Source organism: Paenibacillus sp. BJ-4, from assembly GCF_020404765.1.
GTDB lineage: Bacteria > Bacillota > Bacilli > Paenibacillales > Paenibacillaceae > Paenibacillus.
In genome coordinates this window covers 1-20,482 of sequence record NZ_JAIVEM010000005.1, presented here as the reverse complement: position 1 = coordinate 20,482, position 20,482 = coordinate 1, and the positions used below count along the sequence as shown (strand labels likewise).

17 protein-coding genes and 1 pseudogene are annotated in these 20,482 nt (G+C 44.8%); 3 read left to right on the top strand and 15 right to left on the bottom strand.

All coding sequences use genetic code 11. From position 1 onward, the window contains the following. Positions 1-19 precede the first annotated feature (19 nt). The 4 genes from LCF57_RS00565 to adhE form a co-directional block, all read right to left on the bottom strand. Positions 20-2,242, bottom strand: coding sequence for a copper amine oxidase N-terminal domain-containing protein (locus tag LCF57_RS00565; protein WP_225998980.1), 2,223 nt, complete (start codon positions 2,240-2,242; stop codon positions 20-22). A gap of 218 nt (positions 2,243-2,460) precedes the next feature. After that, complete coding sequence (pflA, locus tag LCF57_RS00560; protein ID WP_225998979.1) at positions 2,461-3,219, bottom strand: pyruvate formate-lyase-activating protein; 759 nt, start codon at positions 3,217-3,219, stop codon at positions 2,461-2,463. A gap of 65 nt (positions 3,220-3,284) precedes the next feature. Further along, on the bottom strand, positions 3,285-5,546 hold the full coding sequence (gene pflB / locus LCF57_RS00555; RefSeq protein WP_225998978.1) for a formate C-acetyltransferase: 2,262 nt from the start codon (positions 5,544-5,546) through the stop codon (positions 3,285-3,287). Between the two features lie 327 nt (positions 5,547-5,873). Then, positions 5,874-8,486 carry a bifunctional acetaldehyde-CoA/alcohol dehydrogenase gene (gene adhE / locus LCF57_RS00550; protein WP_152378690.1) on the bottom strand — a complete coding sequence of 871 codons (2,613 nt, stop codon included), beginning with the start codon at positions 8,484-8,486 and terminating at the stop codon, positions 5,874-5,876. A 259-nt stretch (positions 8,487-8,745) separates the two neighbouring features. Between adhE and LCF57_RS00545 the strand changes: the two genes are divergently transcribed. Continuing rightward, complete coding sequence (locus tag LCF57_RS00545; RefSeq protein WP_014599995.1) at positions 8,746-9,462, top strand: Crp/Fnr family transcriptional regulator; 717 nt, start codon at positions 8,746-8,748, stop codon at positions 9,460-9,462. 123 nt (positions 9,463-9,585) lie between these two features. On the opposite strand, the gene LCF57_RS00540 is transcribed toward LCF57_RS00545, so the two are convergent. Continuing rightward, the gene (locus LCF57_RS00540) at positions 9,586-10,353 is read right to left on the bottom strand and encodes a dioxygenase (protein ID WP_225998977.1); all 768 of its coding nucleotides are present in this window, start codon (positions 10,351-10,353) and stop codon (positions 9,586-9,588) included. Positions 10,354-10,693: 340 nt separating this feature from the next. Between LCF57_RS00540 and LCF57_RS00535 the strand changes: the two genes are divergently transcribed. Beyond that, a complete protein-coding gene (locus LCF57_RS00535; protein ID WP_225998976.1) occupies positions 10,694-10,972 on the top strand; it encodes a hypothetical protein in 279 nt (92 codons plus the stop codon). Between the two features lie 124 nt (positions 10,973-11,096). Here the strand turns inward: LCF57_RS00535 and LCF57_RS00530 are convergent, their stop codons facing one another. The 6 genes and pseudogenes from LCF57_RS00530 to LCF57_RS00505 form a co-directional block, all read right to left on the bottom strand. Beyond that, on the bottom strand, positions 11,097-11,441 hold the full coding sequence (locus tag LCF57_RS00530; protein WP_043891085.1) for a winged helix-turn-helix transcriptional regulator: 345 nt from the start codon (positions 11,439-11,441) through the stop codon (positions 11,097-11,099). A gap of 248 nt (positions 11,442-11,689) precedes the next feature. Further along, positions 11,690-12,421 carry a ThuA domain-containing protein gene (locus LCF57_RS00525; RefSeq protein WP_225998975.1) on the bottom strand — a complete coding sequence of 244 codons (732 nt, stop codon included), beginning with the start codon at positions 12,419-12,421 and terminating at the stop codon, positions 11,690-11,692. A 20-nt stretch (positions 12,422-12,441) separates the two neighbouring features. Continuing rightward, positions 12,442-13,410, bottom strand: a complete 969-nt coding sequence (locus tag LCF57_RS00520; protein ID WP_225998974.1) for a sugar phosphate isomerase/epimerase family protein — start codon at positions 13,408-13,410, stop codon at positions 12,442-12,444. A 78-nt stretch (positions 13,411-13,488) separates the two neighbouring features. Next, a complete protein-coding gene (locus tag LCF57_RS00515) occupies positions 13,489-14,571 on the bottom strand; it encodes a Gfo/Idh/MocA family protein (RefSeq protein WP_225998973.1) in 1,083 nt (360 codons plus the stop codon). Then, entirely contained in the window at positions 14,564-15,331 is a 768-nt protein-coding gene (locus tag LCF57_RS00510) for a sugar phosphate isomerase/epimerase family protein (protein WP_225998972.1), read from the bottom strand. The genes LCF57_RS00515 and LCF57_RS00510 overlap by 8 nt, the downstream gene beginning before the upstream one ends. Before the next feature lie 171 nt (positions 15,332-15,502). Next, positions 15,503-15,658: pseudogene (locus LCF57_RS00505) on the bottom strand (gfo/Idh/MocA family oxidoreductase); the annotation flags it as partial. A gap of 166 nt (positions 15,659-15,824) precedes the next feature. On the opposite strand from LCF57_RS00505, the gene LCF57_RS00500 reads away from it, so the two are divergent. Then, positions 15,825-16,643 (top strand): AraC family transcriptional regulator, encoded by an 819-nt coding sequence (locus LCF57_RS00500; protein ID WP_225998970.1) that lies wholly within the window; start codon positions 15,825-15,827, stop codon positions 16,641-16,643. Between the two features lie 82 nt (positions 16,644-16,725). Here LCF57_RS00500 and LCF57_RS00495 read toward each other — a convergent pair whose 3' ends face one another. From LCF57_RS00495 to LCF57_RS00480, 4 genes are all read right to left on the bottom strand, one after another. Next, entirely contained in the window at positions 16,726-18,210 is a 1,485-nt protein-coding gene (locus LCF57_RS00495; RefSeq protein WP_225998969.1) for an alpha-N-arabinofuranosidase, read from the bottom strand. 303 nt (positions 18,211-18,513) lie between these two features. Then, the gene (locus LCF57_RS00490) at positions 18,514-18,780 is read right to left on the bottom strand and encodes a DUF6171 family protein (RefSeq protein WP_225998968.1); all 267 of its coding nucleotides are present in this window, start codon (positions 18,778-18,780) and stop codon (positions 18,514-18,516) included. Between the two features lie 91 nt (positions 18,781-18,871). Further along, positions 18,872-19,192, bottom strand: a complete 321-nt coding sequence (locus LCF57_RS00485) for a hypothetical protein (protein WP_225998967.1) — start codon at positions 19,190-19,192, stop codon at positions 18,872-18,874. A gap of 77 nt (positions 19,193-19,269) precedes the next feature. Beyond that, a complete protein-coding gene (locus LCF57_RS00480; protein ID WP_225998966.1) occupies positions 19,270-20,214 on the bottom strand; it encodes a Gfo/Idh/MocA family protein in 945 nt (314 codons plus the stop codon). Between the last annotated feature and the right edge of the window lie 268 nt (positions 20,215-20,482).

Genomic DNA, 20,482 nt, shown 5'->3' with positions numbered 1-20,482 from the left:
CAGCACCGGTTATTTCATATTAGTTTTTAATAGCTGGCAATGGCATAACGACCACGGAAACTGGCAGGTTACTTCCTGCTGCTGCAGTGAAATACATCTCTACACTTTCCTCAATATGACCCGTACGATACAGCACACTCATTTCATTCGGAGCCTGTACGGAGCCATTCGTTGGGATCCCCACAACCTGATTGTTTACCATCGCATAGCCGGCATATTCACCACCGCGTGGATTGAAAGCAATCAGGGAATACGGCGCTACATGATCCAGTTTAACTTTATATACAACACCAAAGTTACCGGCATTGGAAGCAGAAGAGCCGTCTAGACCGTCTGTGCCAAGCAGGTTCGGGTCTACTTTATTATCGCCAAGAACAATACGCTGAGCTGTTTTACCAACCTCTTCCGTATATTGAAGCGTAACATCCGAATTCGCATACGTTCCACGGTTATGAATGCCATCCTTAGGCAGTTTTGCCAAAGTAGGCAGCGCAGTCAACGGATCTACATTTGCATCTAACACAACAACCGTGTATTGAATAGGTTGATCCGTATACAAGTCAGATAAGAGAGAAATGACCTGTTTTTGCTTAATTTTTTGCGCATTCAAATCCTGTAAAATAATGCGGCTTTCGCCCGGATTCAGAACTGTGCTGGAACGTTTGCTTCCATCCTGCATGGATTGAAAGTAACGCTGAATCGAAATTTTACCTGCAGCCGTTGCAAACTCAGAAGGTCCGGCAAAACCGGAATTTTCGACGTTCAGATTGGCAGCCGTAATATTATTGTTGGTTGCAATAACGTACATTTTCACATCTCTGCCCGTTTCATTCACGTGATGGACAAGTATGCGCGTACTGCCTGATCCCGTTTCCTGATACACGATACCATCCTGGAATACCCGTTCTGGACTGTTAGCACGGATCAGAAGACGTGGGGCAGACGTACTGGTCACTGGAATAGTAGCCATAGTAGGTATCTGACTACCATCTACACTATATTTATCGCCATAAGGAGTAAAGATTTTGTTGAAATCATCTTCCTTGTATAGCAATTCATTCGTAATTTTAATCGTTTGGCTTACATTACTTGTTGCACCATGCTTGTCAGTTACGGTCAGCGTGATAGTCACGTCACCTGGCTCGAAAAACGCCAGTTTCTTGTTCACCCAATCACGCTTGGTGATCGCATTTTCATCATCTGTACTCAAATCCGTGATGGTGATTTTTTCACCCATCTTGTATTCTTTTTTGTCAGTTGTAAACAGAGCCACTGGCGGCTGATTCGGCGGTCTTACCGTAATCGTAACAGAATATGGATCACTCCAGTTCCCTGCGGAGTCAAGAACGGAATAGGTAACTACATATGTACCTGGCTCCTGAAATACGTCCTGCTTGCCTTCCCAACGTTGATTCACAATCGGAAGACCTGTAGGAGAAGATTCCTTCGTCAAATACGTAACCTGGGTTTCGCCCGCGTAGATATCTTTTTGCTGAACTGTGAAGGAAGCTTTGGGTTTTTGATTCAAATCCATAATAACCTGTTTAGTCGTATTATTCACAGTATAAGGAATATTTAAGGCCTGTGTAATTGAGGTCAATGGGACCATAAAAACGTTCTTTTGTTGGAAAGCCGGACCCTTCATTTGTCTAGCTTCACCGTTAACGGTGTAAACCTTGCTGTCCGTCTTGAAGCGCAGCACGTTTGTTCCCTGGGTGATTACAGTTTCTTTGGTAGCAGTGTCATAACTAAACTGTAATCCGACGCGGCTGACAAGTGAACGGATAGCTACATAGGAAACGCCATTCTTGACTGTCATGGGCTGAGTCGCTGTGTACACCTGTCCATTCTGTTCCATTTTTGCGCTGTTCAAATACAAAATCAATTGATTTGCAGCCATGGATGTTGGAGAGCCACCAGGATTGGTAATCGTTCCATCCCCACCATATACATCACTGGATACGTTCGATCCGTTGGTTGTACCCGTAGGCAAACCAGACAATGGATCATTGGTCACGCCTGTATTATCAGGTGTTGTCGTGTCGTTTGATGTTCCCGTGCTATCTTGACCTCCGATGCTATTCTGAACGCCGGATTCTGCGACATTGGCCTGAGCCTGCTGTCCGCTAACCGAATCGGTAGATTGAACGGTCGTTGTTGCTGCTTCTGCTCCTACAGGGGCTACTGCGGCCACCTGAGCTACCGCAAGCGCGGTGAGCATGGTCCACTTCTTGAAATTCATTGTCTGTCTCCTTCTATCCCAAATTATTATCATTCCCGTAAAAAGTCATACTATTAGACGCGACAGTTACCAAAAAGTTGCTGGGAATTTTGCTGAACATGAAAAAAAGGGAACTTCCTCCTACGAATTCAAAAAATTCAACAACAAAAAACCGCCGCCCATCTGATCTGATGTGGCGGCGGCTTCGTAAACAGAAAGTAACTTTTGAGCCATCTTTATTACGATGGACGACAAACCGTATTTTTCTCTGCGGTCTCCAGACGGCCCTCTTCAATGAGTCGATAAGCACGTTGAACTTCTTCTTCAGTAGGAGACGGAACCCCTTCCAGCGGATACGCTTTGCCAAGCATTTCCCATTTGTATACACCCATCTGGTGATAAGGCAAAATCTCGAACTTTTCGACTCCGTTCAATGTTCCAATAAACCGACCCAAATTCAATAGATCTTGCTCGTCATCATGAATACCCGGCACAAATACGTGTCTAATCCACATTTTGCGCCCTTGCTCAGACAACCAGCGCGCTGTACTCAGCATACGATCATTGGACTTGCCTGTTAGCTTAATATGTTTGTCGTTGTCAATATGCTTAATATCCAGTAGCACCAAGTCTGTTACGTTCAGCAGTTCTTGGATACGGCCTGCGTCATTAAAACCGTTACTGTCTAACGTCGTGTGCAAATTCCAGCGACGCTTCACTTCCTTGAACAGCTCTGCTACAAAATGAGCTTGCAATGTCGGTTCTCCACCGGATACGGTCAACCCGCCCCCTGAAGACCGGTAGTAAGCTAAATACGGTTCTATTTCAGCCAATACCTCCTCCAGTGTCATCGGATTACCCTCATTTAGAGCCCAAGTGTCCGGGTTATGGCAATACTGACATTTTAACAAGCATCCTTGCATAAAAAGCACGAAGCGGATGCCGGGACCATCGACGGTCCCGAAGGTTTCCAATGAGTGTATGTGACCTTTCAACATGTTGCATCATCCTTCCCGCATCCGCTATGCGTGCGTCGTTGTAATATATGATAGGTGAAGCCTAATTACATTGTACCGTGGAATGTACGGTTAATAACATCCAACTGTTGTTCACGAGTCAGCTTGATGAAGTTAACAGCATAGCCCGATACACGAATCGTAAGCTGTGGATAATTTTCTGGGTGTTCCATTGCATCCAGCAGTTGCTCACGAGCAAATACATTGACGTTCAAATGATGCGCATGGCTTCCGAAGTAGCCGTCCATCATCGAAACGAGGTTCGTTTTACGTGTTTCTTCTTCTTTACCCAGTGCTTTAGGCACGATGGAGAAAGTATTCGAAATACCGTCCAAACTGTGTTCATAAGGCAGCTTGGCTACAGAACTCAGAGATGCCAAAGCACCTTTTTTGTCACGGCCATGCATTGGGTTCGCGCCTGGCGCAAACGGTTCGCCTGCTTTACGTCCATCCGGTGTTGTACCCGTTTTCTTACCGTACACCACGTTGGAAGTAATGGTCAGGACAGATTGAGTAGGCACCGCATTCCGGTAAGCTTTGTGCTTGCGAATCATACCCATGAAGGTCTCTACCAGTTCTACTGCGATGGTATCTACACGATCATCGTTGTTACCGTAGCAAGGGTATTCGCCTTCGATTTCAAAATCAACGGCAATCCCTTTTTCGTTACGGATTGGTTTTACTTTTGCAAATTTAATAGCGCTCAGGGAGTCAGTAGCAACTGACAGACCCGCAATACCACAAGCCATGGTACGAAGAATATCACGGTCATGCAGCGCCATTTCAATGCGTTCGTAGCTGTATTTATCATGCATGTAGTGAATCACATTCAGTGTGTTCATATACAGTTTTGCCAGCCATTCCATCATAGGTTTGAAGCGGCTTAACACTTCTTCATAATCCAGTACTTCACTTGTAATGGCTGGGAATTCAGGCCCTACTTGAACGCCGGATTTTTCATCCTTACCACCGTTAATTGCATACAACAGAGCTTTAGCCAAGTTGGCACGAGCACCAAAGAATTGCATTTGTTTACCGATTTTCATGGCGGATACACAACAAGCAATACCATAATCATCGCCATAGATTGGACGCATCAGATCGTCATTTTCATATTGAATGGAGCTGGTTTCAATAGAAACTTTTGCACAATATTTTTTGAAGCCTTCAGGCAGTTGTTCTGACCACAGCACAGTCAAGTTAGGCTCTGGAGCAGGTCCCAAGTTGTACAAAGTGTGCAAGAAGCGGAAGCTGTTCTTGGTAACACGAGTTTCTCCAGTGACAGACATACCACCAATAGATTCTGTTACCCATGTTGGGTCTCCACTGAACAGTTCATTGTAGTCAGGTGTGCGCAGGAATTTAACAATACGCAGTTTCATAACAAAATGATCGACCAGTTCTTGAGCTTGTTCTTCTGTCAGCGCGTTTTCTTCAAGATCACGTTGAGTATAAATATCAAGGAATGAGGATACACGTCCCAGGGACATTGCTGCACCGTTTTGTTCTTTAATCGCTGCTAGATAGCCAAAATATACCCATTGGAAAGCTTCTTTCGCATTGTTGGCTGGTTTTGAAATATCAAAGCCATGTTCAGCAGCCATTTGTTTCAATTCATTCAAAGCACGAATTTGTTCGGAAATTTCTTCACGAAGACGAATTACGTCCTCTTCCATAGAGTCAACTTCGAGGCTCTTTAATTGAAGCTTTTTATCTTGGATCAAGAAGTCTGCTCCATACAGAGCTACACGACGGTAGTCACCAATAATACGACCACGGCCGTATGCATCTGGCAAGCCAGTAATAATACCAGCTTTACGAGCTGCTCTCATCTCATCTGTGTAAGCATCAAACACACCTTGGTTGTGTGTTTTACGGATATGCGTAAAGATATCGATAATACTTTCAGGCACTTCAAAGCCATAGGCTTTACATGCATCAATCATCATCCGAATTCCACCGAAAGGTTGCAAGGAACGCTTGAATGGTGCATCAGTTTGCACACCAACAATTTGTTCTTTATCCCGGTCCAAATAACCCGGTTTATGTGAAGTAATAGTAGATGGCGTATTTACATCTACATCGAGTACGCCGCCGTTTGCCAACTCTTTTTTAGTAAGATCGGATACGATATCCCACAGTGCAGTAGTATTAGCGGTAGGACCAACCAGAAATTCTTCATTGCCAACATAAGGTGAAATATTAGTTTGAATAAAATCGTTGACGTTGACTTCCTTAGTCCATTTTCCTTTTTTAAAACCTCTCCAGCCAGATTGTTGCTCTTGTAAATCTCTCTCAATCACCGACATGTAAATCCCTCCAATTGTTTGGTCTTCCGGACTTGTGATTTTTTTCACTATAAATTAATCTCTTGAGCCCGGCCTTTTCACCGATGCCTTACGCTCAGTGTCGGGACCTTTCTTACACCCTTATTGTAGAATAATGACAGGGTGTAGTATGTGATATAAATCACAATACTAGTGATTTTTATCACTTTATTTTCCCTAGCTTCACGCCTATATCTTTAGCCTTGCCGCTCACCTCCCTTCCCAAACCAACAGGCCCTCTATTATAGAGAGCCTGCATTAGTATTGAACGGGAAAATGCTTTGTTACAAGCCTCTTCGTACCTATATATTATTGGTCAAAACGTCCGTAGAAGGCATTGCGGTATACGTCAGCCAATTCACTAACCAGCGGCAATTTTGGATTCGCAGTTGTACATTGATCCTCAAAGGCGCGGTCTGCCAAATAGTCTACACGTGCTTCAAAATCCTTCGGATCGAAACCGAGTTGTTGGAACGATTCCTCAATACCGAGTGTTTTGTTCATCTTGCGGATTGCTTCGATCAGACTGTTAACTCCTTCTTCAGTGGTGCGAGCAGGCAATCCCAGTATACGAGCAATCTCTGCGTAACGCTCATCCGCAACAAAATGCGAATATTTAGGGAACGAAGCGAATTTTGTCGGTTTTTTCGCATTGTAGCGAATGACGTGCGGCATCAAGATGGCATTTGTACGACCATGTGCTGTATGGTACTGTCCGCCCCATTTGTGCGCAAGACTATGGTTAATACCCAAGAATGCATTGGCAAACGCCATCCCTGCGAGCGTGGAAGCATTATGCATTTTTTCACGAGCCAGCTTATCGCCGGACAGAGCCGATTGCTCCAGATACTGGAACACCAGTTGAATGGCTTTAATTGCCAGACCGTCTGTGTAGTCATTTGCCATCACGGACACATAAGCCTCAATAGCGTGTGTCAAAACGTCCATACCTGTATCCGCTACAGCCGTTTTAGGCAGCGAATATACAAACACAGGGTCAATAATTGCCACATCAGGAGTCAGCTCATAGTCAGCCAGCGGGTACTTGGTATTGCCCAGATTTTTGTCTGTAATTACCGCGAAAGAAGTAACTTCCGAACCTGTACCCGAGGTTGTAGGAATAGCTACAAATTGTGCTTTTTGGCCCAGACGTGGGTACTTGTAAATCCGTTTGCGAATATCCATGAATTTTTGTTTCAGGTTATTGAAATCTGTATCTGGATATTCATAGAACAGCCACATGCCCTTAGCTGCATCCATTGGGGAGCCGCCGCCCAGTGCGATAATGCAATCCGGTTGGAAACGTCTCATCATTTCAGTACCACGTTCTACCGTAACTGTCGATGGATCTGGCTCTACTTCAGAGAAAACTTCGATAGCTACCGGCGTTTGGCGTTGGTGCAAATAATGAATGACACGATCCACGTAGCCGAGTTTCACCATCATAGGGTCTGTGACAATGGCTACACGTGTGATATCAGGCATTTTAGCAAGATATTGAGTTGAATTTTTTTCAAAATAAACTTTGGAAGGTACTTTGAACCATTGCATATTCACCGTCCGCTTCGCCACCCTTTTCACGTTAATCAAATTGACTGCCGATACGTTCGACGAAGTTGAGTTACGTCCGTACGAACCGCAACCGAGCGTCAACGATGGAAGGTTGGTGTTGTAGATGTCACCAATCGCACCATGCGTGGAAGGTGCATTTACAATGATACGGCCTGTTTGCAAACGGTTTGCGAAGCGAGCGATAACATCCTCATCGTTCGAGTGAATAGCGGACGAGTGGCCCATGCCCCCGAATTCCACGACTTCAGCAGCGCGTTGAATACCTTGTTCAGCATTTTTAACTTTATAGCAAGCCAATACGGGACTCAATTTTTCCGCAGACAATGGGAATTTTGTTCCTACCCCTTCAATCTCAGCAACCAAAATTTTGGTTCCTGCCGGTACAGTGATACCGCTCATTTCAGCAATTTTTACAGCGGACTGTCCGACGATAGCCGGGTTCACTGCACATTTTTCTACATTCATAGCTCCTTGAGTGAGCTTAGCTGCTTCTTCTTTATTTACAAAGTAGCAACCGTTAGCGATCATCAATTTTTTCACTTGCTCGAAGATTGGCTCTTCGATAATAACCGCTTGCTCGGAAGCACAGATCATACCGTTATCAAAAGATTTTGAGAGGATCAGATCGTTCACAGCTTGCTTGATGTCCGCTGTCTTTTCAATGAAGCAAGGTACGTTACCAGGACCTACACCCAGAGCAGGTTTACCGCAGCTATATGCCGCCTTAACCATGCCTGATCCACCAGTTGCCAGAATCAGCGCCACATCCGGGTGATTCATAAGTGAATTTGTCTTATCCATCGAAGGAGCTTCAATCCATTGAATACAATCAGCCGGAGCCCCGTGTTTAACGGCTGCTTCAAGCAAGACGCGGGCCGCTTCCGCACTACACGATTGAGCGGATGGATGGAAACCGAAAATGATTGGGTTACGTGTTTTAATGGCAATCAACGCTTTGAACATGGTAGTCGAAGTCGGGTTTGTCACTGGAGTGATCCCCATAATAATGCCGACCGGCTCTGCTATCTTTTGAAAACTGTCAAAATCATTATCTTCAATGACACCGACGGTTTTTTCATTTTTGATGCTGTGATAGACATATTCTGTTGCAAACATGTTTTTGGTGATTTTGTCCTCATACACACCGCGTCCTGTTTCTTCAACAGCCAGCTTCGCCAGATGCATATGTTTATCCATCCCTGCGAGTGCCATAGCTTGTACGATTTCATCAATCTGTTCCTGATTCATACTCATGAAAGCTTGCTGTGCCCGGTTCGCCCGGTCAATCAGTGTTTGAATATACTGCTCTGCGCTTTGCTCTTTTTGGATAACCTCGTTTTTAACAGCCATTTCCCTCATCCTCCTGTTATCTCGTGTACTATCTCTTGTTCACGCACTGATCGTAACACAGCTTTCCAAGATATTTTGTGATTTTTTTCACAATCTATTTAAAATTTTATTTGATGAAGTGAATTAAATCACAAAGTTTGAAATTCTGCCACTTTTACCCCCTCTTCTTGCCCCAAAAACTCATAGCGCAGGTATATAATGAATTTGAATTGATCAAGTTGCAGATAAAAAAACATAGGAAACAAAGGGGAAATGGACGATGAGAAACCCTACTAACGTAATGGAAGCTCGCGGTAACACCTGTTGCTTCTCGGAGGCCAGCTTCAACCGGCTGCAAGTGATGATGAAAGATCGAGTTATGCCAGAAAGTTCGCATCTGTTCTGGGAAGGAGATACAGCGGATAAGCTGTTTTATATCAAACGCGGACGCGTGAAAGTAACGAAAACAACGGATGAGGGTAAGGAACTTATTCTATATATGTACCAAAGTGGCGATCTTGTGGGTCAAGCTGATCCATTTTTCGGCACTAAACATTCCTTTTCTGCTGAGGTACTGGAAGACAGCGATATTGGCGTAATTGATCATACAGACCTGGAGCTGCTCATTTGCCAGCATTGTGATTTTGCCATTGATTTTATGAAATGGATGGGGTCGCATCACCGCATTACTCAGACCAAGTTCCGCGACCTGATGATGTATGGTAAGCCCGGAGCTCTTTGCTCAACACTTATTCGATTATGCAACACCTATGGTGAGCCTCACGGTGATTATATCCTGATTCATAAAAAAATTACTCATACTGACCTTTCCAATATGATCGGTGCCACCCGGGAAAGTGTAAACCGGATGCTAAGCGATCTGCGCAAGAAAAATGCAGTTGAGTATGATAATGGCATGATTGTTGTCAAGGATTTGGAAATGCTGCAAGGCGTATGTCATTGTGAATTGTGTCCACGTGAGATTTGCCGGATTTAGTTAATCTTTTCTAATGCAAACGGGAGTGTTCTATGCCATTTTGGCTATAAAACACTCCCTTATTTTATTTCCTATTCTCCCCAAAAAGCAACTAGCGATGTGCCTCCATGCTCCATCCCACCTTTAGAACTGAAAGCACAGGTAACTTAAATTACCCATCTCATAGCTTCTGTGGATGACCTTAGCCTTGTTCGCTGGATTTCCACCCCCCATTGCAATAAACAAAGGCACAAAATGCTCTGCTCTTGGTACCGCCTGATGGGCATACGGCGCTTCACTTTCATAACGATCCAAAGCTTCTATATCCCCATTTTGCACCTTATCTATAATCCAGTCATCAAAATCAATGGCCCAAGGCTCTGTTTTGGTTTCTCCCCATTTGACGATACGCAGGTTATGAACAGTTACACCACTGCCAATGACCAGAATATCCTGTTCTCCGAGCCCGCGGAGTACTTCACCAATGGCATATTGTGCTTTGGGCGAGAGATATGGATTTACAGAAATCTGAACGACCGGGATGTCTGCCTCAGGATACATACGATGCAATAGTGTCCAGGACCCATGATCCAGTCCTCTTACTTGGTCCGTCTGTACGTCAACGCCCTTTTGTTCATATAATTCTTTCAGCTTATTAGCCAGTTCTATCGAACCATGTGCAGAATATTTCACCGCATACAGTTCCGGCGGGAACCCGCCAAAGTCATAAATTGTATCATATACGTCATCCATCGAGCTGATTGTCAGTACCTGCGTCTCCCAATGGGCAGTGAAAATAACAATAGCCTTCGGACGAATACTCTTCCCTAATCTCTCTAAAAAAGCAGTATAGTCGGTCTGTTCAATAGCAAGCATCGGTGACCCGTGGGCCAAAAATAAAGCTGGTATCATTTAAAAGCCCCCTTATCATTCATCGGTTTATTTTTTTTCAATAAGTAACTTTATGTAAGCGATAATACATAAGTAACAAGGTCATGTCAATAAAGAGTTTTGCATACACTTAAAAATCAGCCATTGATAAATAAAGATTGATATAGGTATAAAGTCATAGTAATATATAACTAATAAATTTTAAGATTTCACTACATTTTGATACAAAGGACTGGTTTCTATGGAGATACATACTTCTAATTGCCCAAAATGCGGTTCGGTTTTCCGTCAAAATCTTAGAAACCTGTGCAATACTTGTATCCAAGAAGAAAATGTATTCTTTGACCGCTGTTCCAACTATTTGTGGAAGCACCCTGCTACACACACCCACCAACTTAGTGATGCAACCGGAACACCCATGAATTTGCTCACAGACTGGGTAAGAGCAGGCAAGTTTCCCTCCACATACAACCAGCTTGATTATCCTTGCGAATCCTGCCAATCCCCCATTTATGCGGGAAGACTGTGCTATTCCTGTTTAGGTACATTCCGTACAGCCGCACTCGATATTCAAACTCGGATCCCACGCCGCTCGGCAACCGGATTATTTTCGATTGCGGGACACGCCAAAAGCTATTAAGCGTACTTGCTTATCTATATTGATCATTACCGTGAAGCGTAAATAACCCTACTCACAAAATAAAAACAGCCTTTTTCTAGAAAAAGGCTGTTTTGCTATGAAAAACGCTTATTTAGTTTGGTACTCATCTAATCCATTCCTCGGCCCAAAATTGAATCTGCTCCATTACTGGCTGAAGTGCACGGCCTTTGGTTGTAAGCTCATATTCAATACGGACAGGAGTTTCCGGGTATACATGACGCGTAAGAATCCCTTCGTTTTCCAGATCTTTCATCCGCTCTGATAACATTTTATCACTCATTGTGGGAATCAGATTGGAAATATCCTTAAACCGCTTGGGGCCGCTCATCATGGATTGAATAATCAATCCGTTCCAGCGCTTTCCCAAACATGAAAAGGCGGTTTCAAAACGCGGACACATTTTTGTAAATTGCGGTTGACCCTCCAAATTTTTCACCTTCTTTTGCATTTCGGTTTGATAAAGCTTTCCTTTTGTTAGTATATATCATTTTAGCATACTTTATCCCGAAAGAAAACACTTTCTTCTTAAATTAAATACCTGCTCCGATAAAGTTGCCATGACCAAAGCTGATTATACAACAACAAAAGCAACAGGTATATGTCTAAATCGTTAAATAAAAAATAGGCGGAATCTCTTTGGGATTCCGCCTGTCGATCAATTTCATTATAGAGCTTATCGTGACATGATGAATGTCATTATACCAACACTCCACCGAGAGATCTCACCGCTTCGCTTCTACCATATATTGGATTTATAATGCCTGTCGAGCAGGCCCAACTTATGCTATTGGCAATGACCTTCAAAATATCAGGCTGGTAATAGGTCGGATATGTTTCATGACCAGGTCGGAAATAAAATATTTTACCGCTGCCTCGACGGAAAGTACAGCCTGTTCTGAATACCTCACCGCCTTCAAAGTTACTAATAAATACCAGTTCATCCGGCGTAGGAATATCAAAGAACTCCCCATACATCTCTTCGTGCTCCAACAAAATTTTGGTATTTACTCCCTCTGCAATGGGGTGTGACGGATTTACGGACCAGATAATCTCCTGTTCGCCTGCAACTCTCCATTTCAGATTACAACTGGTCCCCATTAGAGCTTTGAATGGCTTGGAAAAGTGGCCCGAGTGCAGCACGATCAAGCCCATGCCTTCTTGTACTCGCTTTACAACACGAGCTGTAACTTCATCACTCACCTGTTCGTGGGCTTTATGCCCCCACCACAGCAGCACATCTGTGGAATTCAGGACTTCCTCTCCTAAACCATGCTCAGCATCATCATGTAAAGTAGCCGTTCGGATAACAAATCCGTCACCGGCCAGGCCGTCTGCCAATGCCTTGTGTATCCCGTCCGGATACACCTGTTTTGCTTCATCATTCAGCTTCTCGTTCAGAAATTCATTCCAAATGGTGACGTTAATCATTAATATTTCCCCCTACTAGGTTAGACCCACCACATCTCGCTCAGCGGCTCTTCAATTAGAACCTGACGGAGGTTGTGGACGGCCTTAGTAAAACCTTCCTCTACAGACATCAGACCATCTTCATGCTCAATACTTACCACATAATCGTAACCCACCAGACGGAGAGCACTGATAATATCCGCCCAAGTTTTAACATCATGCCCATAACCCACAGTACGGAACTGCCATGCGCGATCCAACATGTTTGTATATTCCTGCATATCGGTAAGACCGTATTTATTCACATTGATCGGGTCAATCGTCGTATCCTTGGCATGAAAATGGTGAATGGCTCCTGCTCTACCCAAAATTTGAACCGCCTGCACCGGATCAATACCCTGCCACCACATATGGCTCGGATCCAGATTGGCACCAATGACCTCTCCGACCGCTTCACGCAGCCGAAGCAAGGTTGCTGGCGTATGAACGGAAAAGCCCCCGTGTAGCTCCAGTCCAATTTTCACATGATGATCTGCGGCAAATTTCCCCGCTTCACTCCAATAAGGAATAATTTTGTTCTCCCATTGCCATTTCAGTACTTCCTGAAAATCATTGGGCCACGGAGCCACCGGCCAGTTCGGATACTTCGCATCCTCATGATCACCTGGACAGCCGGAAAAAGTGTTTACAACGGGAACTTCCAGCTTTTCCGCCAATCGAACGGTTTTAAGAAACGTTTCATGATCTGCCTGGGCCAATTGTTTTTGTGGATGAAGAGGGTTGCCATGACAGCTAAGCGCACTAATCGTGAGTCCGCGGGACTCTACTGCTTTTTTGAAGTTTTTGAGCGCCGTTTCGTTGCCCAGCAGCTCATCCGGCTTGCAGTGCTTATCCCCTGGATTGCCTCCTGTACCGATTTCTACAGCATCCAGTCCTTGGGAAGCTACATAATCCAGCGCTTCCTCCAGTGAGCGTCCGCCGAACAACACCATAAATACTCCAAGTTTCAAAAGAAATCCCTCCCTGTATCATATGTGAAAAAAGCGGCTTTCATTATAATGATGGCCTATTTCGGGATACTTACGAGTTCAATCAAAATAAACTGCTTTTCCCGTACGTGCCGATTCATAGATGGCTTCCAAAATTTCAGTAACAACCAGTGCCTGTTCCGGCTTCACAAGCGGCTCTTTGTCGTCCAGAATGGATTCGATCCACAGACGGGCTTCGCGGTCCGCTTCATTTTCTGTTTCTCCGGAATAAAAGGCCACACCTCCTGCGTCCAGATCTATTTTCGTGTCAAACAAGCGGCTATTCTTTTCTCCGTTAATGCGCAATCCATCCTGCATATCGGCTCCGCCTTCAGTACCACATAGCAGTGTCTTGGCTTCGCCAAATTCCACAACGTTTAATGCCCAGCTGGATTCCAATACAATCGTAGCTCCATTTTGCATTGTAATAAAACCAAAAGCAGAGTCCTCCACCTTAAATTCTTCTGGATTCCAAGGTCCAAAGGCATTCGCCGCATTTTTACGATCACCCAGCTTATGGAAGGTTGAGCCCATTACACTTTTAGGTTTGTAATTATCCATCAGCCAGAGTGTCAGATCGAGTGCATGCGTACCAATATCAATAAGCGGGCCACCGCCTTGCTTCTCTTCATCCAAGAATACTCCCCATGTCGGAACCGCGCGTCGACGCAGAGCGATGGCTTTGCCCAGATAAATTTCACCAAGCTCTCCCTGCTCAACCAATTGCTTCAGATACAAACTATCATCGCGATAACGGTTTTGATACGCAATGGACAGCTTTTTACCTGTACGGTTGGCCGCAGCAAGCATTTCCCGTGCCTGCTCGGCAGTTTTGGCCATCGGCTTTTCACACAGCACATGCTTACCTGCCTCAAGTGCAGCGACCGTAATTTCCGAGTGCGAGTCGTTGGGCGTACATACATGTACGACTTCAACGTCATTATTTTCAAGCAGCTTACGGTAATCACTATAAACCTGGGAGCCTTCAGCACCAAACTTCTCTGCGGCCTCCTCAGCGCGTTCCGGAATGATGTCACAGAAAGCGACGATCTCTGCACGCTTTTGCTTGGCAAGACTCGGCAAATGCTTGCCGCTCGCAATGCCCCCACAACCAATAATCCCGATTTTGAGTGTTTTAGACATGAATATTTCCTCCCTGAGCTGCGTATTGTTGGAGCCATTTAAAGCTAGTTTCAATGCTTTCGATTGGAGGATTTGAACTGAAATCCTGTTCCACGACGATCCAATCCACACCTGCCTGAATAGCGGCGTCTGTAATAGCCTGAAGCTGTACTTCTCCTTTGCCAAGCTCTACGGTAACTGCTTTTTGCTGTTCGTCACGTGCCATATCCTTTAAGTGAATGATAGGCAAGCGCCCACGATAACGTCCGATGTATTCCACAGGATCATAGCCTCCATAGTATACCCAACAAGTATCCATTTCGACCTGTAACATATCAGCGGGTACTGCATCATATAAAGCATCAAATACCGGGCGATCACTGATTTTCTCCGTCAATTCAAAATCATGATTATGATAAGCCAGAATCAGACCCTGTTCCTTTACTTTTTCACCAATACGATTCAGATTAGCAAAAAGTTCATCCCACTGGCGCTGCTCGTCAGTTAAATAAGGAACGATCAGGTACTTATTGCCCAATTCCTTGTGATAAGCAATCTCCTCATCCAAATGCTCCAGCAAGCGGGTATATTGGATATGAGTCCCGACAACTTCCAGATTCAGTTCATCCAAAAGCGCTCTGACATCCTTGGCACTGCGTCCGAAAAAGGTATGAAATTCTACCCCTTTATAGCCAAGCTCAGCTACCTTGCGCAACGTACCTTCAAAATCCTGTTCAAGATCTTCCCTTACTGTGTACAATTGCAATCCTACTTTAGCCATTGCCTTCACCTCTTTTATTAAGATGGTTTTACCGTTATATCTGCTCCATAATACAAAGCCTCGTCTGGCTCGAACATGCTCTCCAGCGTAATATGCTTTCCTTCCAAATGAAGAGCGTTGAAAAGCATGCATGGCTTTCTAACACACGGTAAGCCAGCTCGGCATTAGCACAACTTTGTATACGTTTTCAATGTTGAATTCATCGGCCCTCTCTTCCAGCAAGTCAGCGACAGCTATCACTTCAATAAGCGGGCTGTATTGGAGATTTTCAAGATATACGGAGCTAATGTTACCGCAACCGATAATCCCGGCCTTCATTCGTTCCACGCCTTCACACTCCTTGGCCTCCAACATGTGCTTTCTGATCTAGCATGTAAGCTTTACAGTTCACATAGTATTCTATTTTGGTTTCGTTTAAAATGAATAATATGATTAAAACATGAACAATCTGGTCAATATTTGAAACAGCCAAATGCCCAAAGGAGTCGTCTTCATGTCTATCGTTGAGTCTTGTCAGGTTCTTACCGCAGGCTATTCCTTCCATCGTAAACCCTTTTATTCAAACCAGCCTGATGGGATTAAAAATTATTTGTTTCGTCTGCAGACAGACGGGCGCTGCCAGGCCCGCATTAATGGAAAAATGACACGAATTGAGGCAGGAGACCTGTTGCTGTTCAGTCCTACCGAGCCTTATGAACTGGATATTCACAGTGAGTTGAATTCCATGGGTGAACAGATCGTGGAAAGCGGAGATTATCACATTTTTTTCGGTGGCTCCTGGGTAGATGAGTGGTGGAATCATCACAAACGGCCGAACCGAATTAAGGTGCAACTCACAGAAGCCCTACTCGGCCTATTTCGCCAACTTGTAATAGAGCAGCGACGTATGTCCAATCCTTACTCGGAAATATCAAGCTATTACATGCGCATTTTATGTTTGGAGTTCGACCGTATGCTGTCTGAGCATCCTATTGCTACACATCATAACTATCTCGCCTATCAGATTAAAAATTATATTGAGGAAAATGCATCATCCAACTTCAAACTGGATGACGTGTCCTCTCACGTCGGTATCAGTGTATCCCGAGCCGTGCATCTGTTCAAGGAAACATTCGATACAAGTATTATGCAGTACACGCTGGACATTAGACTCAACATGGCGAGAGAGCGAATTATTTTCAGCCCTATGTCACTGGAACAAGCCGCAGAATCGTCCGGATTTGCAAACTACACCTATTTTCACCGTGTATTCCGTTCCCGCTTTGGTATGTCGCCCAAGGAATTCAGGGTGATTCACCGCGAGCAATTATAGCTAAAAGAGAGCGTTCGCTGAACGCTCTCTTTATCAAAAATTCAATTATAAAGCGGGACCTGCTTACATATCACAGCCATTGTTACGGAGCAATCGTCAGCATTACTACCGACATCGGTGGTAATGTAACATCCAAATGCTGGCCTTGCTGCTGAAAGGACGTAAAAGTTTCCTTTTTTACACGCTCTGGCTGGTCAAACGTATTATGTGCCTGCATTTCATCACTGGCAAGGACAACACCACTGATCCCCTTAACCTCTTGCAGTCCTCTCAGCTCCAGATTTAAATTTGCCGACTCGCCCGGATGGACATTGCATAAGCTAACATGAATATAGCCATCCTGTGCCTTAGAAGCGGACACGCTTACTTGTGGGATGGAATCCCCGTCGTATTCATAATTTCCTAGCTTTGTATGAGTAGCAAGTGCTTGTGCATCCTGATGCATCTTGAACATTTCAAATACATGATACGTCGGCGTCAACAGCATAGCAGGACCTTCGGTCAAAACCATCGCTTGCAAAACATTGACCATTTGAGCAATATTCGTCATCTGCACACGGTCATGGTGATGATGGAAAATGTGAAGGTGCAGCCCGGCTACAAGCGCATCCCGCATCGTATTTTGCTGATACAGGAAGCCCGGATTGGTACCCGGCTCGGTCAGGAACCAGGTTCCCCATTCATCGACGATCAGTCCGACTCGTTTGTCAGGATCATATTGGTCCATGATGGCAGAATGGCGGGTAATCAATTCATCCATACGTAATGATTTTTTCATCGTCTCAAACCATTCCGCTTCATCAAAACCGAGTGCTTGCCGTTTCGCTTCCCAGGTACCCGGGACCGTGTAGTTATGCAGGCTCAAGCCATCCATAAGATGACCAGCTTCTTTCATCAGCACCTCGGTCCAGCGATAATCATCCACATTTGCCCCGCCTGCAATCCGATAAATGCGGTTATCGCCATAGTTACGAACATATGTCTGATAGCGGCGATACAGATCGGCATAATATTCTGGACGCATGTTACCGCCACAGCCCCAGTTTTCGTTGCCCACTCCAAAATATTTAAGCCTCCATGGTTTTTCACGACCGTTTTCCTGACGCCATGCAGCCATAGGCGATTCCCCGTCAAAGGTTATGTACTCTACCCACTCCGACATTTCCTGCACTGTACCACTGCCTACATTTCCACAAATATATGGCTCTGCATTTAACAGCTCACACAACTGAAAAAACTCATGAGTACCAAAATGATTATTTTCAACCACACCGCCCCAGTGCGTATTTACCATTCTCTTACGGTTTTCTTTCGGTCCGACACCGTCTTTCCAATGATATTCATCAGCAAAGCAGCCCCCTGGCCAACGCAGCACAGGAATATTTAGCTTTTTAAGCGCTTCTACCACATCATTACGAATTCCGTTCGTATTCGGAATCGGAGATTCCTGTCCAACCCATAAGCCTTCATAAATACATCTTCCAAGATGCTCGGCAAATTGCCCGTAGATATTCTTGTTAATAACGCCTTGTTCTTCATCGATATTGACAATAATAGAACCCTTCACAACAAGCCCTCCCTCAAAATATTAAAAATTCCCGCATCATTCGCATACATGACTACGCTTTCAAAATAACAAAAATATAGCTCCTTCTGCCGATCTCTTTACAACTTAATCTTTGCGTTTTCATCAAGTCCAGCAATCATTTGATTAATATAAACATTAATAACTAAACAAAGTCATTTTACACGTTTAATATATTTTATTGTCTATTATTTGTCAATCTTAAGCAAAAGGTTCAATCAAACCAAAAAGCCTGCCATTAAGGCAGACTGGGATGTGATTGCTTTTATTCGATTAGGCTGTTCCCTACCAGCGTGAACCACTGTAACTGGGACAGCTTTGCGTGGCTGCCAAGGCACGGACACGGACAATGCTACCGCTAATGCCGCATGTATGCCCAGCCATTAAGTCTTTACATTGTGAGCAGGCCAACAGTCTGGCCTCATACACCTCATCGTTCACACATTCCACTTTGGGTCTCATGTTATTTAGAATTCTGGTAATTTGTTCTTCCGATATCGTGATGTCTCTTTCGCAGCCTTTACAGGTGCTTGGCACCGTTACATCTTCCATCGTCAGTTTACCCTCCTATCAACAAGATCCTAAATCAAGCAGTTGATTCCATATTACTGTTATTATAGTACTTCCTTTATTCCGGCTGGCCTTATTTTCGTTCCTGCGGAAGCTGGGCAGCCGCCTCAGATACAACCATGGCCAAGTCCTCGTTTCCGAACATGGATAGTACCCCCAATACCGTATCGAGCGGAATATCGCCCGCTTCTTCACGCGATACAGTCAGCTTGCGTACTCGTAGCAGACGCTCGTTGCTATCCTGCTGCGGATACGCTGCACGATATAATTCCTCCGGCTCCAGCCCATGATTGATGCACCATTGCGCAAACACCAGAATCATCATGTCCTCTTCCTGCTTATAATTTTCGATGATGGCTTCCTCTAGCTGCTTACCACGGTTATCCTCTACCATTCATTCATTTCTCCTTCAATCTGTTTCTTGATGTCTGGATCGTTATGATCGCTGTTTTTCGTTCAGTCAGTTGGGCACTAGTCATTCAGATGACTAATTAGTTCGTCTGCCAGCATATGGCTTTCCAGCACCTTTCCAGCACTTATAGCACACTCCTCCGGACGATGAATATGCTCCAGAAAATGATTTACAACTCCGGTGAATCCTCGTCTTTCCAAAATTGTGTCCCAGCTTCCGAAAGCTTTCGTTAGTGGCAGCTTGCTTTTTTCCATAAAAACAGCCTGTTCCATATTGGTTACTTCAGCAGATCGATCCGCCCCATGCAGCTCCATTCTCTCTATGTCAGCCCCGGCCTGTCTGCTCATACTATAGCTGCCAAAGGCATTTCCCAAACGTACGGAACCGAACGAAGCGTCCATGTATCCTTCACTCGTCGTATCCAGTTTACTATGCAACAGCTCATAATCATCGCCGCCCAGCCATAATAGCAAATCAAGCATATGAATCAAATCATCATAGACCGTCTGTTCCGCAGGTCTCCGATCATATCCCGTTCGATGTTTAATTGCCGCACATTGACTGAAACCGCCCACTTCCTCCAGCCACGCTTTAGCAGCTACATAATGCGGGGCGAAACGTCGGTTAAAACCTACCGCCAGCAGTACGGCTTGTGCCTCCGCAAACGCAGTCATCTCCACACTTTGACGAACATCATAGGACAACGGTTTATCCACATACACCGCAATTCCTTTTTCAATACACGCCATAACCAGATCAAAATGAGCTTCAGTCGCGGCATGTATAAATACAGCTTCCGGCTCCCACGCCAGCAGCTCCTTTACATCTGTCGTCCCTCTCGGCAGCCTGTACTGCTCCATAATAGAACTAACCGGCTCCTGCGAACGGTTCATGACACCTATAATGTCTACACCTTCGTGTGCAGTCAGTAAGGGCAAATACACCTTGCGAGCAATACCTCCCAGCCCTGCAATGGCCACTCTTGTTTTCGTCTGCTTGTTCATACCGTTGTCACCTCTAATTACTCATTTCATCTGTTGTCTAGTTTACATGGAAGTCTGCTGACAAGCAAAGGAAAAGAGACTGCTCCGGTCCAGTTGGACTTAACGGAGCAGCCTCGATGTAAAAATACTTGGCTTAAGCTGCAATGATTTAAAAGGCTTGCTTTATGGTCATACCCCTGTCAAGTAGACAAGTGAAAAAAGGCTAAGCAGCCAGCGCGTGCCGGTACTCAATCGGCGCGCGCTGTTTGAGTTTGGCCTGAAATCGTTG